Origin of the sequence: Streptomyces sp. NPDC005551 (assembly GCF_042871785.1) — a bacterium.
GTDB lineage: Bacteria > Actinomycetota > Actinomycetes > Streptomycetales > Streptomycetaceae > Streptomyces.
The window spans coordinates 278,592-291,651 of record NZ_JBIAJE010000009.1 but is presented as its reverse complement, the minus strand read 5'-3'; the positions used below and the strand labels follow the sequence as shown (position 1 = coordinate 291,651).

Sequence of the window (13,060 nt, the reverse complement as noted above, 5' to 3'; positions counted from 1 at the left end):
TCCCGCCACGCGGTGTCGACGGGGCTACTCGCCCCGGGTGAAGGTGCGCCGGTACTCGCTCGGTGTGGTGCCGAGGATGCGCTGGAAGTGCAGACGCAGGTTCGCGCCGGTGCCGAGCCCGATGTCGGCGGCGATCTGTTCGACGCCGCGCTGCGAGCGTTCGAGCAGCTCGCGGGCCAGGTCGATACGGGCACGCATCACCCACTGCATCGGTGTGCAGCCGGTCTCCTCGACGAAGCGCCGGGAGAACGTGCGCGGCGAGACCCCCGCCTGCCGCGCAAGTACGTCGAGGGTGAGGGGCTCACCGAGCCGGTGCAGCGCCCATTCGCGGGTGGCCGCGAACCGCTCGCCGAGCGGCTCGGGGACGCTGCGCGGCACGTACTGGGCCTGGCCGCCGCTGCGGTAGGGGGCGGCGACCAGACGCCGGGCCGCGTGGTTGGACGCGGCCACTCCGAGGTCGCCGCGCAGGATGTGCAGGCACAGGTCGATGCCGGAGGCGGCGCCGGCCGAGGTGAGCACGCTGCCCTCGTCGACGAACAGCACGTTCTCGTCGACCCGGACGAGCGGATGCCTGGCCATGAGTGCCCGCGTGTAGTGCCAGTGCGTCGTGGCGCGCCTGCCGTCGAGCAGTCCCGTGGCGGCGAGCGCGAAGGCACCCGTCGAGATGGCGGCGAGCCGCGCGCCCCGCTCGTGCGCGGCGACCAGCGCGCCGACGACGGCCCGCGGCGGGTCGTCGCGGTCCGGGAACCGGTAGCCGGGGACGAAGACGATGTCGGCCCACGCGAGCGCGTCGAGCCCGTGGGCGACGTAGTACGCGAGGCCGTCGCCGCCGGTCACGAGACCGGGTGCCGCCCCGCACACCCGCACCTCGTACGGCATGCTCGCGCGGGTCGTGAAGACCTGGGCGGGAATCCCGACGTCCAGCGGCTTCGCCCCCTCGAGCACGAGGACGGCGACGCGATGCGGTCGGGGTGCGGGCACAGGTAGAGGTTACGGTGGGCCGTCGCCGCCGTGGGTTCAGCGGCCCCGGTACCGCGGGCTTCGGCGTGCCACGAAGCTCGCGACGCCCTCCCGGGCGTCCGCCGTCGTCATGTTGATCTCCTGCGCCGCCGCCTCCAGCGCGAACGCCGCGGCCCGGTCGCCGTCCAGGGAGGCGTTGACGAGCTGCTTGGTCAGGGCGAGGGCGCGGGTCGGGCCCGCGGCGAGCCGCTCCGCCCAGGCGCGCGCCGTCTGCTCCAGGGCCCCGGCGGGGACGACACGGTTGACGAGGCCGAGCCGTTCCGCGTCCGCGGCGGTGAGCGCGTCGCCGAAGAACATCAGCTCCTTGGCGCGCTGCGGTCCGGTCAGGCGCGCGAGCAGATAGGCGCCGCCGCCGTCCGGGACCAGTCCCCGGCGCGCGAACACCTCGATGAACGTGGCCGGTTCGGCCGCGAGGACCAGGTCGCAGGCGAACGCCAGATGGGCGCCGATACCGGCGGCGGTGCCGTTCACGGCCGCGATCACCGGCTTCTCGCAGTCGAGGACGGCGGAGACGAGCCGCTGCGCGCCGAGCCGGATGGTGCGGGCCACGTCACCGGGCACCCGGTCACCGCCGGCCGGCGTGCCCCGCAGGTCGGCGCCCGCGCAGAAGCCGCGCCCCGTCCCGGTGACGACGACGGCCCGGACGCCGGGGTCGGCGGACGCCTCCGCGAGGAGCGCGATCACGCGTTCGCGCTGGTCCGGGGTGACGGCGTTCATGGCCTCGGGCCGGTTCAGGGTGATCCACGAGACGGCGTTGTCAGTGGCGTGCAGTACCCATGAGTCGGGGGATCTCTCCGGGTCACGGGGGCGGCCCTGGTCGCTGGTGCGCCCGTGACCCGGGGAGCCGTCGGGGGAGGGCGCGTCGGCAGGGGACGCGTCGGAGAGGGACGCGTCGGGGGAGGACGTCATGGGGGAGCTCCGTTTCGTACGGCGGGTCGCGGCGGCGGTGCCGGGGCCGCGGGCCCGGGGTGGACCGGCGGGCCGGTCGCGCGGCCGGTCAGTGGCAGACCACCAGCGCGTCCAGGGCCACGGCGCCCTGCCCCCGGGGCAGCACCATCAGCGGGTTGATGTCCAGCTCCGCGATGTCGTCCCCGAGTTCCAGCGCCATCCGCTGCACCCGGAGGATCACCTCGACGAGCGCGTCCACGTCCACGGGAGGGCCCCCGCGTACGCCGTCGAACAGCGCCCGCCCCCGCAGCTCGGCCGGCATGGCCCGCGCCTGGTCCTCGCCGAACGGTGGCACCCGTACGGCCACGTCCCGCAGCACCTCGACGAGGACGCCGCCGAGCCCGACGGTGACGGTCGGCCCGAAGAGCGGGTCGTGCGTGACGCCCACGACCGTCTCGACGCCCCGCTCGACCATCTGGCACACGAGTACGCCGTCCAGCGAGATCCCCTCGTAGCGCGCGATGTCGGTCAGCTCGCGGTAGGCGTCCCTGACCTGGCTGGCGGAGGTCACGGAGACCTTCACGAGGCCCAGTTCGGTCTTGTGGGCGATCTGCGCGCCGGACGCCTTCATGACGACCGGGTAGCCGACCAGGCTCGCCGCGCGTACGGCCGCCGCCGCGCTGGTCACCAGCTGCTCGCGCGGCACCCGGATGCCGTACGTCCGCAGCAGCTGCTTCGCCGCGTGCTCGCTCAGCTGCTGTCCCGGACGCATCAGCGCCCGCGCCTTGCGGAAGGAGGGCGAGTGCGTGCGGGGCGCCTCGTCGAAGGGCGAGCGGTACGCGGCGGCGAACCGGTGGTGTTCCAGGTGGGCGCGGACGGCGGTGATGCAGTTGGCGAACGTACGGAAGGTGGCGACCCGCGCCGAGCCGAGCAGGGTCTCGCGGTATGCGGACTCCGTGCCGACCGGCGACCCCCACACCACGCACACCAGCTTGTCCGTCCGTTCCGCCGCGTCCACCAGATCCTGGGCGAGCTTGTCGCTCATCGGCGGGAAGGGCCCGGTGACGGGGCAGATCAGCACCCCGACGGACGGGTCGGCGAGGATCGCGTCGATGATCTTCCGGCCCCGCATGTCGCCCACCGGGTGGCCGCCGTTGTCGACGGGATTGGCGACGTTCAGGTACTCCGGTATCCAGGTGTGGAGTTCCGCCTGCTTGGCGGGGGACAGCGTGGGCAGCGACAGCCCGGCCGCCGTCGCCAGGTCCGCGAAGTGCGCGCCCGTGCCGCCCGAGATCGAATAGACGACGACGCCGTCCGCCCGCGGGGTGCGGGCGCGGGCCAGCAGGGCGGCGGTGTCCTGGAGTTCGTCGAGTCCGTCCACGCGGATCACGCCGTACTGCCGCATCGCCGCGTCCACCACGGCGTCCGAGCCGGTCAGCTTTCCGGTGTGCGAGGCGGCCGTGCGGGCGCCGGTCTCGGTGCGGCCCACCTTGACCGCGACGACCGGCACTCCGCGGCGCGCGGCGCGGTCGGCGGCGAGCAGGAAGGAACGGCCGTCCTTCAGGCCCTCGAGGTAGCAGGCGATGGCGCCCACCTCGGGACGCTCGGCGAAGTAGGAGATGAAGTCGGCGCTCTCCAGGTCGGCCTCGTTGCCGGTGGGGGCCCAGTGGGAGAGGCGGATGCCCAGCTCCTGGAGGGCGAAGACCGGGCGGCCCTGGTGTCCGGACTGTGTGATGAGCGCGATCGCGGGCCCTTCCAGGTCGTCGCGGAACCGCTCGAAGGCGTTGAGGTTGGTGTTGGGCCCGAGCAGCCGCAGCCCGGACCGGGCGACGGCGGCGGTGAGGCGGGACTGCGCCGCCGCACCCTCGGTTCCGGTCTCCGCGAACCCGGACGCGAAGGCGACCGCGAAGCGCACCTTGGCGTCGGCCAGTTCCGCGATCACGGGCACGGGGTCGCCGACCAGCAGCACGGCCAGGTCGACCCGCTCGGGCAGCTCGCCGACGGAGGGGAAGCAGGGGATGCCGAAGACGGCAGGGCGGGTGGGGTGCACGGGGTGGAGGCGGGCGCCGACCCGCTCGGCCCACGTGACCAGTTGCCGGGTGATCCCGGCGTTCGGCCGCCCGTCGGAGTCGGAGGCGCCGACGACGGCCACGGACTCGGGACGGAAGAAGCGGTCCAGATCGGGGACGGCGGCATACAGCGGACGGCCGCTGACGTCCAGGTCGTCCGGTTCGGCGGGTCTGCCGTGGACGACCGGTGAGGGTTGCTCGCCGCAGGCGATGACGCGGGCCCGGCGGGAGTCGGTGGTGAGGGTGCCGTGGGTTGATCCAAGCATCGGTCCGCCCGCTCCTGTGTGAGAGCCATATAACTGACGTAGTGTCAGATTACGTAACTGACGCTCCGTCAGGAACCGTCGTGCAGGCAAAGGCTGTGGGCGGGGAGAGGGGCGTGGGCCGTGGGGACGGCGCGGGTGGGCTGGGGGCGGGGCCGTGGCGGAGGGCTCCCGGGGGCGGGGTCGCGGGGCCGGGGAGGTGCGTACCGGAGTCGGTACCCGCCGTGCGCCGGAGCGGAACCCGGCGGAGGATCGGCGTCCGGAAAGGAGCGCCGGGGGGGCCGGAACGGGTGGGATTCGGCTCCCGGGGTTCCCAGGGTTCCCGGTGCTCAGGCGGCCGGGGGTGCGCGCGGGGGCGTGTGCCGGTTCGCGTGTCGGCTGCCCGGCCGGCCCCGCGCCGGTCATCCGCTCGGTCACCGGCTTGGGCGATGGCTCCCCGCAGTGCGCGGGGGTACCACGTCCCCGGGTGGCTCACTGCCGTCGGCCGGTACGTGGGGGACGACCGCTGTTACCGCCCCCCCGGGCCCTTCGCGCGGGCTGCCGCTACCGCCGGCCGCCGCTTCGGGCGGTCTTCCGGGCGATCGCCTTCGCTATCTTCTGCGCGTCGAGGGCGAGTTCGCGGAACATGCCGCTGATGGGGTTGGTGAAGCCGGTGAAGTACAGGCCGGGAGCGTCCCGCGGGGTGCGGGCGCCGTGGACGACGGGGCGGCCGCGTGCGTCGAGTACGCCGAGGTGACCGACGAGTCCCTCCAGCGCGCGCCGGTAGCCGGTGGCGGCGATGATGACGTCCGGCTCGATGCGGTCGCCGTCCGCGAGGACGACCCTGCCGTCCTCGAAGCGCTCTACCGCGGCCACGATCTCGACCCGCCCCTGGCGCACGGCGTCGACGAGACCGACGTCCTGGACCGGGATCGCGCCTTCCCGCACCCGGGAGTAGAGCCCGCGGTCCGGCCGGGGCAGCCCCTGCGCCGACAGGTCGGGCACGCTGACCCGGGCCACCGGGACGGCCAGCCGGTCCACCAGCCGGACCGGCAGGCGGCGTACGAGGATGCCGGTGAACTGGGCGGCCCAGCCGGCCGTCGAACGGCGCACGATGTGCGGTGCCGTGCGCACCGCGAGGCGTACCCGCGCGGCGCCGCCCTCGGCGAGGTCCACGGCGATCTCCGCACCGGTGTTGCCGATGCCGACGACGAGGACGTCCCGGCCGGCGTAGGGGGCGGGGTTGCGGTACTCGCCGGCGTGCAGCAGCTCGCCGGTGTACGCGTCGCGGCCGGGCCAGTCGGGCAGCCGGGGGGTGTGGTTGTGGCCGGTGGCGACGACCACGGCGCTGCCGGTCAGCCGTCGGCCGCCGGTGGCGTGCAGCAGCCAGTCGTCCCCCGACCGTTCGATGCGGGAGACCTCGACGCCGGTGACGATCTCCAGTTCGTGGTGCTCGGCGTACTTCTCCAGGTAGCGCACCACGTTGTCGCGGGACACCCACCGGCCGAAGGAGCGCGGCATCGCGAGTCCTGGCAGGGCGGACAGGCGGCGCGTGGTGTGCAGGTGCAGCCGGTCGTAGTGGCGCCGCCAGGAGGCCCCGACGCGGTCCGACCTCTCCAGCACGACGGCTCGTACACCCCGGGCACGCAGTGCGTACGCCGCGGAGAGTCCGCCGGGGCCGCCGCCGATCACGTACACGGGGCGGTCTTCGTGGGACGGCACCGGGCGGGGTGTCGAGGAAACTGTCGAGTCGGCCATGAGCGCGAGCGTAATCACGTCCTGACTTGATGGGTCTCGGTCAAGACCGGAATCGGTTGCGAATTGATCACGGCTGTGTCGAGGGCGGGTGGGGCCGGTGACGCGGGCCTCCGTGCTGTGGTGACGGCGTGTGTGCGAGCGGGCCGCCGGCAGGTGCGGAGGGGCTGCCCCGGGGCAGGCCGGAGGTGGAGGCGGAGCGCGTTCCGGGGCAGGCCGAGGTGGAAGCGGAGCGTGTGTTTGAGCGGGCCGTCGCGGGGCGCGGATCGGTGCCGGGCGCGTACGCCTCTTGCGCAGGCGCCTTGCCGTGCGCTGAACTGACGTACCGTCAGATTTTGAGTGAAGGCGTGGATGCCGATGGACACGATCTGGCTCACCGGCGCGCAGTGGCTCGCCGTGCTCCGTGTCGGACTCGGGCTGTGGTGGCTGGAGAGCTGGCGGCACAAGGACAAGAAGGGCTGGTTCGAGCGGGGGACCGGGATCGCTTGGGCGGCGGACGTCGCCTCAAGACACCGCTGGGGCGCGGTCCGCAGCGGCTTCGACACGGTCGTCGCACCCCGGCCCCGGACGATGGCGTACGTCGTTGTCTACGCCGAACTCGCCCTGGGGCTCGGCCTGGTCGCCGGTTTCCTCACCCCGGTCGCCCTGGCCGGCGGCCTGCTGCTGAACCTGCTCTACCTCGTCCTGATGATCCACGACTGGGCCGAGCAGGGGCAGAACGCGCTGATGGCGCTCATCTCGGTCGTCGGCCTCTTCGCGATGTCCTGGCAGACCTGGTCGGTGGACGACGCACTCGGGCTGTTCCCGTGACGGGGGCGGGGGAGACGGCGGGGACGGCGGCCGGCCCGCCGGGAGCTCTGCGGCCGGACCGGTTCGATCTCCCGGAGGCCGACGCGTTCAGCCGCCCCTACTGGGAGGCGGCGGCCGGGGGACGGCTGCTGCTGCGCCACTGCGCCGCCTGCGGACACACCCACCACTACCCCCGCGAGTTCTGCCCCCGCTGCTGGAGCGAGGACGTGCACTGGCGGCCCGCGAGCGGCCACGCCACGCTCTACACGTGGTCCGTCGTCCACCGCAACGACCTGCCGCCGTTCCGCGGGCGCACGCCGTACGTCGCCGCCGTCGTCGACCTCGCGGAGGGCCCGCGGATGATGACCGGCATCGTGGAGTGCGAGGAGGCGGCGCTGCGGATCGGGATGGGGCTGGAGGTGACGTTCCGGTCCACGGGGTCGCCGGGCCCGGCGGAGTTCTGGGTGCCGGTCTTCCGGCCCCGGGGTGGGTGCCGGGCGGCGGGGCGGGATTCAATGGCCGGATGGCCGACGCGCACGAGCAGTACCCCGCCTACCCCTTCCGCGAGCTGACCGGTCACGGTCTGCGGCTGCGCCCCTGGAACGCCGCCTCGGACGCGGATGTCAGGGCCTGGCTGCACGGGCTGTCCGACCCGGAGTTCCAGCGGTGGAACACGCCGCTCACGGCGGTCCGGGACATCGACGCCGCGCGGGAGTCGCTCCGCACGCGGGCCGAGAGCGCGGTGGACGGTACCGCGGCCTCGTTCTGCGTCACGGACGCCGTGAGCGGGGAGATCCTCGGGCACATCGGGGTCAACGAGATCGACCACGTCATGAGCTGCGCCCGCGTCGGCTACTGGGTGCTGCCCGAGGCGCGCGGCCGCGGGGTCGCCACCCGCGCCCTCGCGACGACCGCCCGCTTCGCCTTCACCGACCTGGGCCTGCACCGGCTGGAGCTGGGGCACGCGCTCGGGCACGACGTCTCCTGCCGGGTCGCGGAGCGGTGCGGGTTCCGGTACGAGGGGACGCTGCGGGGCGCGATGTTCGAGGCGGGGCGGCAGGACGCGTTCCGGGACGTCCACCTGCACGCGCGGCTCGCCACGGACGCGGAGCCGGAACCGTGGCCGGACCCGGAACAGGGATCGCAGCCGGACCCGGAACCGCAGTCCGAGCCGACGTAACCCCGTCACCCCGAACGAGGCAACCCGGCAACGGGGCAGCTGGGCAACGGGGCAACCGGGCAACCCGGCAACCGGGTGGCCGCCCGTGGCCGTCGCTCAAGGCCGTTGCGGACGGCCGGTGCTCACGGCCGGTGCTCACGGCCAGAGCAGCTCCTTGAGCCAGCCGTCCGCCGTGCGGCGGTAGTTCAGCCGCACGTGCCGCCTGCGGGCGTCTCCCTGGAAGAACTCCACCTCGTCGGGACGGAGCCGGTACAGGGTCCAGGTCGGGGCGGGGGCCTCCGGCTCGCGCTCGGCGTGGGCCCAGGCCGACTCCGAGGCCCGCTCCAGCTCCTCCCGCGAGGGCAGGACCTCGCTCTGCCGGCCCACCAGGGCGGCGGCGAGCGCGCCGGTGGAACGGGCGTGCAGATCGGCCTGCCCCTCCTGCGCGGGAGCGACCGCGACGGGGCCGCGGAGGCGGATCTGACGGCCCTGGGCGGGCCAGTAGAAGCCGAGGGCGGCGTACGGGCGGGCGGCCAGCTGGCGGCCCTTGCGGCTGGTCGCGTGCGTGGCGAAGGACCAGCCGTCCGCGTCCGCGCCGTGCAGCATCACCGTGCGGGTGTCCGGCAGTCCGTCCGCGTCCGCCGTGGCTAGGGACATGGTGTGCGGCTCGGTCTGGCCCGCGGCCACCACCTCGGCGAACCAGCGCCCGAACAGCGTCAGCGGGTCCCCGGGTGCCTCGTCCGGCGTGAAGCCGGGCAGGTCGGTGTCCCACACCCGCAGCGATCGCAGCAGCTCATGAAGATCCGGTTCCATGAGGCGAGTATGTCCCGGGGCCCCGCCGGCGACCGCCCCGGCGCCACCGCGCGGCAGTCCCGGCGGCGGTCAGTCCCGCCCCAGCACCACCGTCCCCGAGGAGCAGAACCAGCCACCGGTCCCGGACGCCACCGCCAGACGCGGGAGCCCCCCGTCGGCCCTGCGCACCTGCCGCCCCTCGCCCGCCTCGCCGCGCAGCTGCCGTACCGCCTCGACGAGCAGGAACAGTCCGCGCATGCCCGGGTGCTGGGCCGAGAGGCCGCCCCCGTCGGTGTTGACCGGCAACTCCCCGCCCAGTGTCAGCCGGCCCCTCTCCACGAACGCGCCCCCCTCGCCCTTCCCGCAGAACCCGAGGTCCTCCAGCGTCAGGAGGGTCATGTAGGTGAAGGCGTCGTAGATCTCCGCGAGGTCCATCTCGTCCGGGCGCAGGCCGGCGCGCCCGAAGGCGAGGCGTCCGCTCACGGCGGCCGGGGACACGGTGAAGTCGGCCCACTCGGACATCGTCGTGTGCGAGACGTGCTCCCCGGTGCCGAGGATCCACACCGGTCCTGTGCGGCAGTCGCGTACGTACTCCTCGGCGGCGAGCAGCACGGCCGCGCCGCCGTCGGAGCGGATGCAGCAGTGCAGCTTGGTGAAGGGGTCCGCGATCATCGGGCCGGACAGGACGTCGTCGACCGTGATCGGGTCGCGGAACATCGCCTCCGGGTTGTGCGCGGCGTTCGCCCGGGCCTGGACGGCGACGGAGGCGAGCTGTTCGAGGGTGGTGCCGTACTGGTGCATGTGGCGGCGGGCGGCCATCGCGTACTTGGCGACGAGCGTGTGGCCGTACGGGACCTCGAACTGGAGCGGGCCCCGGGCGCCGAACGAGAGATCTCCGGTGCGGCGCCCCGCCCTGATGTCGGCGCGGGCGGTGGAGCCGTAGACCAGCAGGACCGCGTTCGCGTGGCCCGCCGCTATGGCGTCGGCCGCGTGGGCGGCCATCACCTCCCAGGTGGCCCCGCCGACCGAGGTGGAGTCGACCCACGTGGGCCTGAGCCCCAGGTATTCGGCGACTTCCGCGGGGGCGAGGATGCCGAGGCCCGCGGAGGCGAGGCCGTCGACGGCCTCGCGGCCCAGTCCCGAGTCGGCCAGTGCGCGGCGGGCCGCCTGGGCGTGCAGTGCGTACGGGGTCGCCGCCTCCACCCGGCCGCAGTCGGCGAGGGCGGCGCCCACGACGGCGACCCTGCGCCGGCCCGGGGCGCCGGCCGTCCGCTGCGCGACGGCGCTGCGTCGGGTCACGCCACCGCGTGCGGTCACGGCACTGCGTGGGGTGGCGGTGCTGCGTGCGGTCACGGCACTGCGTGGGGTGGCGGGCACATATCTGACGGTACATCAGATATGGCGGGACGCGGGAGGGTGCGGCGCCGCGCGACGCGGGAGGGTGCCGCGGCCCTGGGCTTCCGTCCGGCCCGGGCCTAACATGACGGTCCGTCAGATCCGGCAGCGGGAGATCGGGCCCGGGGGAGCAGCCCCCGGGCCGGGGACCGCCCCGGGGGAGGAGCCCGCCCATGGACGCCCGCTTCACCGCCGAGCAGGACGAGATCCGTCGTACGGTGCGGGAGTTGCTGAACAAGCGCTGTGGTCCCGAGGGGCTGCGGGCCGCCGTGCGGACCCCCGCCGGGCATGACGCGGCACTGTGGGAGACGCTTGCGCACCAGCTCGGACTGCCCGGCCTCGCCCTCCCCGAGGCGTACGGCGGCGTCGGCTGCTCGATGACCGAACTGGCTCTCGCCTGCGAGGAGTCGGGACGCTTCCTCGCCCCTTCGCCGCTGCTGGCCACGGCCGTGCTCGCCGCCCCGCTGATCCTGGCGCTCGGCACCGGTGCCCAGCGCGCCGGCCTGTTGCCCCGGATCGCCGCCGGGGAACTGACCGCGGCTCTCGCCGTGCCCGGTCCCGGCCTCGCCGCCGCCCTCGGTCTGGTCGGCGGCCACCGGGGGGACTGGGCCGGCGGCGGCCGGGCGGGCGGCGTGCAGGCCAGGCGCACCGACGGCGGGTGGCGTCTCTACGGTCAGGCGGCCCAGGTGCTCGACGGACACAGTGCGCGGCTTCTGGTGGTGGCCGCGCACACCGGGGGGTTCACGCGGTCGCGGACCCTGCTGTTCCTCGTCCGGCCCGCTCCCCGGAGGCGTACGGGCGAGGGGGCCGCGCCCGGGCCGGGCGGGGAGCTCGTGCGGGTGCGGCAGACCGCGCTGGACGGGACGCGGCCCCAGGCCAGGATCGAACTGCGCCACGTGGAAGCGGAGTTGCTCGGGGGTGAGGACGCCGACGTGCTCGGCCCGCTCGCCGCCGCCGGGGACGCGGCGGCCGCCGTACTCGCCGCGGAGGCCGTCGGAGCCGCGGACCGTGCGCTGGAGCGGACCGTGGAGTACGTCCGGCAGCGGCAGCAGTTCGGGCGGCCGATCGGGTCCTTCCAGGCGGTCAAGCACCGGCTCGCGGATGTCCACGTGCAGGTCCAGGCGGCGCGGTCGGCGGCGTACTACGCGGCCTGGGCGTGCGGCGCGGGCGGTGAGCGGGCGGGCGGGCTGGCGCTCGCGCAGGCGCTCGAGGCGTTGCGGACCGCCGCGTCCGAGGGCATCCAGCTGCACGGAGGCATCGGGTTCACCTGGGAGCACGAGGCGCACCTGTACTTCAAGCGGGCGGCGGGCGACGAGCTGCTGTTCGGGCCGGTACACCGCCTGCGGGCGCACGCGGCCGACGCGGCACGGATCTTCGACGGGGAGAGGCGGCGGTCTGATGGCTCGGCGACAGGGCAGAGGCGGCGGGCAGTCTGATGACGCCTCGGGACGTGGGAGAGGTGGCGGTCTGATGGCCCGGCGACGTGGGCGAGGTGGCGGTCTGATGGCCCGGCGACGTGGGCGAGGTGGCGGTCTGATGGCCCGGCGACGTGGGCGAGGTGGCGGTCTGATGGCCCGGTGGCAGGGGAGCGGCGGCGGTCCGACGGCCCCGGGACGCGGGAAGCGCGGCGGTCCGGTGGTGCCGCGAGGCCGGAGTGGGGGTGATCGGGTCGCCCCGGGCCTCCGGCTGGTGCGGATGGTGTCCTCGACCCGGGTCTTCGCCCGGATCGCGCCCCACGTGATCCCCGCCCTCGACCGCGCCGTGCACCGGCTGACGCGCGGCAGGGTGCTGCTCAGCGCGCGACTGCTGCCGGGCGTGATCCTGACGGCGCTCGGCGCCAGGAGCGGTCTGCCGCGGCGTACGCCCCTGGCCTGCATGCCGGAAGGCCGGTCCGGCGGCGCGCTGCCCGGCAGCTGGGTCCTCGTCGGATCCAACTTCGGCCGGACGGGACACCCCGCGTGGACCGCCAACCTGCTGGCCCACCCGGACGCCGAGATCAGCTGGCAGGGCCGGGACGTGCCCGTCACCGCCCGCCTCCTCCAGGGGGACGAGCGGGCGGCGGCATGGCAGGCGGCGCTCGCGTTCTGGCCGCCGTACGCCACGTACCAGCGGCGGGTCAGCCGGGAGATCCGCCTGTTCCGGATCGTGCCGCGTTAGGACCGGGCGCCGGCGCGGTGGCCGGACCCGCCCCGAGGGTCCCTCCGGCACGGTGCGGGACGGCCCCGCACAGCGCAGCGGGCGGCAGTCCACACCGGTGGACTGCCGCCCGCCTGACAGGAATTGTGCCGGGGGAAAGGAAGGGCGCTACTTCGTCGGCTTTTTGCCCGTGACGCCGAGGTGCACCAACATCGCCAGGTTCGGCTTGAGTTCAGCCTGCTTGACGCCCCACGTCTGGAAGCCCTTCTGGTGCGAGGCGACCGCGGCGAGCATGGCGACGATCGAACCGGCCATCGCCGCCGGATTCACGTCCTTGTCGACCTTGCCCTTGGACTGCAGCTCGGCGACCGTGTCCGTGAGGGAGTTGTTCACCGAGTTCAGGATCTTCATCCGGATCTTGTAGAACCGCTTGTCGCCCTCGGCGGCGCCCAGGTCGACGACGCGCAGGATCGCGTCGTTCCTGCGCCAGAACTCCAGGAATCCGTCCACGAGTTCCTGGGCGGTCTGCCATCCGGCCTTGCCGACCCAGGAGCGCCCTTCGAGCAGTTGGGTCAGCCCGGCGCCCTCCGCGGCCATGCGCTCGGCGATCTCCAGGACGGCGCCTTCGACGTCCGGAAAGTACTGGTAGAAAGTCGCCGGTGACGTGCCCGCCTTCCGGGCGACATCAATGACTTTGACGTCCCGGTAGGGCGAGGAGCTGAGCATTTCGCTGAGGCAGTCGAGCAGTTTCTGCCTGGTCGCCTGCCCACGCCGTCCGGCCACACGGCCGTCGACGGTACGCACTTGTCCTGTCA

At 74.3% G+C, this 13,060-nt stretch carries 12 protein-coding genes; 5 read left to right on the top strand and 7 right to left on the bottom strand.

The window, feature by feature from the left end; translation table 11 throughout:
* Window positions 1-24: 24 nt before the first annotated feature.
* The 4 genes from ACFYP4_RS26465 to ACFYP4_RS26450 form a co-directional block, all read right to left on the bottom strand.
* Complete coding sequence (locus ACFYP4_RS26465) at window positions 25-981, bottom strand: helix-turn-helix domain-containing protein (protein ID WP_358855196.1); 957 nt, start codon at window positions 979-981, stop codon at window positions 25-27.
* A 36-nt stretch (window positions 982-1,017) separates the two neighbouring features.
* Window positions 1,018-1,929: an enoyl-CoA hydratase/isomerase family protein gene (locus ACFYP4_RS26460; RefSeq protein ID WP_388788581.1), complete on the bottom strand. Its 912-nt coding sequence runs from the start codon at window positions 1,927-1,929 to the stop codon at window positions 1,018-1,020.
* Between the two features lie 88 nt (window positions 1,930-2,017).
* Window positions 2,018-4,243, bottom strand: coding sequence for an acetate--CoA ligase family protein (locus ACFYP4_RS26455; protein WP_388788578.1), 2,226 nt, complete (start codon window positions 4,241-4,243; stop codon window positions 2,018-2,020).
* A 540-nt stretch (window positions 4,244-4,783) separates the two neighbouring features.
* Window positions 4,784-5,977, bottom strand: coding sequence for a flavin-containing monooxygenase (locus ACFYP4_RS26450; protein ID WP_388788575.1), 1,194 nt, complete (start codon window positions 5,975-5,977; stop codon window positions 4,784-4,786).
* A 354-nt stretch (window positions 5,978-6,331) separates the two neighbouring features.
* Between ACFYP4_RS26450 and ACFYP4_RS26445 the strand changes: the two genes are divergently transcribed.
* The 3 genes from ACFYP4_RS26445 to ACFYP4_RS26435 are packed head-to-tail and all read left to right on the top strand — an operon-like array spanning window position 6,332 to window position 7,943.
* Entirely contained in the window at window positions 6,332-6,784 is a 453-nt protein-coding gene (locus ACFYP4_RS26445) for a DoxX family protein (protein ID WP_388788572.1), read from the top strand.
* Window positions 6,785-6,831: 47 nt separating this feature from the next.
* Window positions 6,832-7,335, top strand: a complete 504-nt coding sequence (locus ACFYP4_RS26440; RefSeq protein ID WP_388788807.1) for a Zn-ribbon domain-containing OB-fold protein — start codon at window positions 6,832-6,834, stop codon at window positions 7,333-7,335.
* Entirely contained in the window at window positions 7,287-7,943 is a 657-nt protein-coding gene (locus ACFYP4_RS26435) for a GNAT family N-acetyltransferase (RefSeq protein WP_388788569.1), read from the top strand. The genes ACFYP4_RS26440 and ACFYP4_RS26435 overlap by 49 nt, the downstream gene beginning before the upstream one ends.
* A 135-nt stretch (window positions 7,944-8,078) precedes the next feature.
* Here ACFYP4_RS26435 and ACFYP4_RS26430 read toward each other — a convergent pair whose 3' ends face one another.
* Window positions 8,079-8,735, bottom strand: a complete 657-nt coding sequence (locus ACFYP4_RS26430; protein WP_388788566.1) for a pyridoxal 5'-phosphate synthase — start codon at window positions 8,733-8,735, stop codon at window positions 8,079-8,081.
* 69 nt (window positions 8,736-8,804) lie between these two features.
* On the bottom strand, window positions 8,805-10,013 hold the full coding sequence (locus ACFYP4_RS26425; protein WP_388788563.1) for an acetyl-CoA acetyltransferase: 1,209 nt from the start codon (window positions 10,011-10,013) through the stop codon (window positions 8,805-8,807).
* 269 nt (window positions 10,014-10,282) lie between these two features.
* On the opposite strand from ACFYP4_RS26425, the gene ACFYP4_RS26420 reads away from it, so the two are divergent.
* Both ACFYP4_RS26420 and ACFYP4_RS26415 read left to right on the top strand, forming a co-directional pair.
* Window positions 10,283-11,545 (top strand): acyl-CoA dehydrogenase family protein, encoded by a 1,263-nt coding sequence (locus tag ACFYP4_RS26420; RefSeq protein ID WP_358849961.1) that lies wholly within the window; start codon window positions 10,283-10,285, stop codon window positions 11,543-11,545.
* A gap of 259 nt (window positions 11,546-11,804) precedes the next feature.
* A complete protein-coding gene (locus ACFYP4_RS26415; protein ID WP_388788560.1) occupies window positions 11,805-12,266 on the top strand; it encodes a nitroreductase family deazaflavin-dependent oxidoreductase in 462 nt (153 codons plus the stop codon).
* Between the two features lie 147 nt (window positions 12,267-12,413).
* Here ACFYP4_RS26415 and ACFYP4_RS26410 read toward each other — a convergent pair whose 3' ends face one another.
* A complete protein-coding gene (locus ACFYP4_RS26410; RefSeq protein ID WP_358850119.1) occupies window positions 12,414-13,049 on the bottom strand; it encodes a TetR family transcriptional regulator in 636 nt (211 codons plus the stop codon).
* Between the last annotated feature and the right edge of the window lie 11 nt (window positions 13,050-13,060).

Bases quoted from the DNA above. Each gene is read 5' to 3' on its own strand.
- ACFYP4_RS26460 (WP_388788581.1), bottom strand. From the start codon at position 1,929: ATGACGTCCTCCCCCGACGCGTCCCTCTCCGACGCGTCCCCTGCCGAC.
- ACFYP4_RS26455 (WP_388788578.1), bottom strand. From the start codon at position 4,243: ATGCTTGGATCAACCCACGGCACCCTCACCACCGACTCCCGCCGGGCC.
- ACFYP4_RS26450 (WP_388788575.1), bottom strand. From the start codon at position 5,977: ATGGCCGACTCGACAGTTTCCTCGACACCCCGCCCGGTGCCGTCCCAC.
- ACFYP4_RS26445 (WP_388788572.1), top strand. From the start codon at position 6,332: ATGGACACGATCTGGCTCACCGGCGCGCAGTGGCTCGCCGTGCTCCGT.
- ACFYP4_RS26435 (WP_388788569.1), top strand. From the start codon at position 7,287: ATGGCCGACGCGCACGAGCAGTACCCCGCCTACCCCTTCCGCGAGCTG.
- ACFYP4_RS26430 (WP_388788566.1), bottom strand. From the start codon at position 8,735: ATGGAACCGGATCTTCATGAGCTGCTGCGATCGCTGCGGGTGTGGGAC.
- ACFYP4_RS26420 (WP_358849961.1), top strand. From the start codon at position 10,283: ATGGACGCCCGCTTCACCGCCGAGCAGGACGAGATCCGTCGTACGGTG.
- ACFYP4_RS26415 (WP_388788560.1), top strand. From the start codon at position 11,805: ATGGTGTCCTCGACCCGGGTCTTCGCCCGGATCGCGCCCCACGTGATC.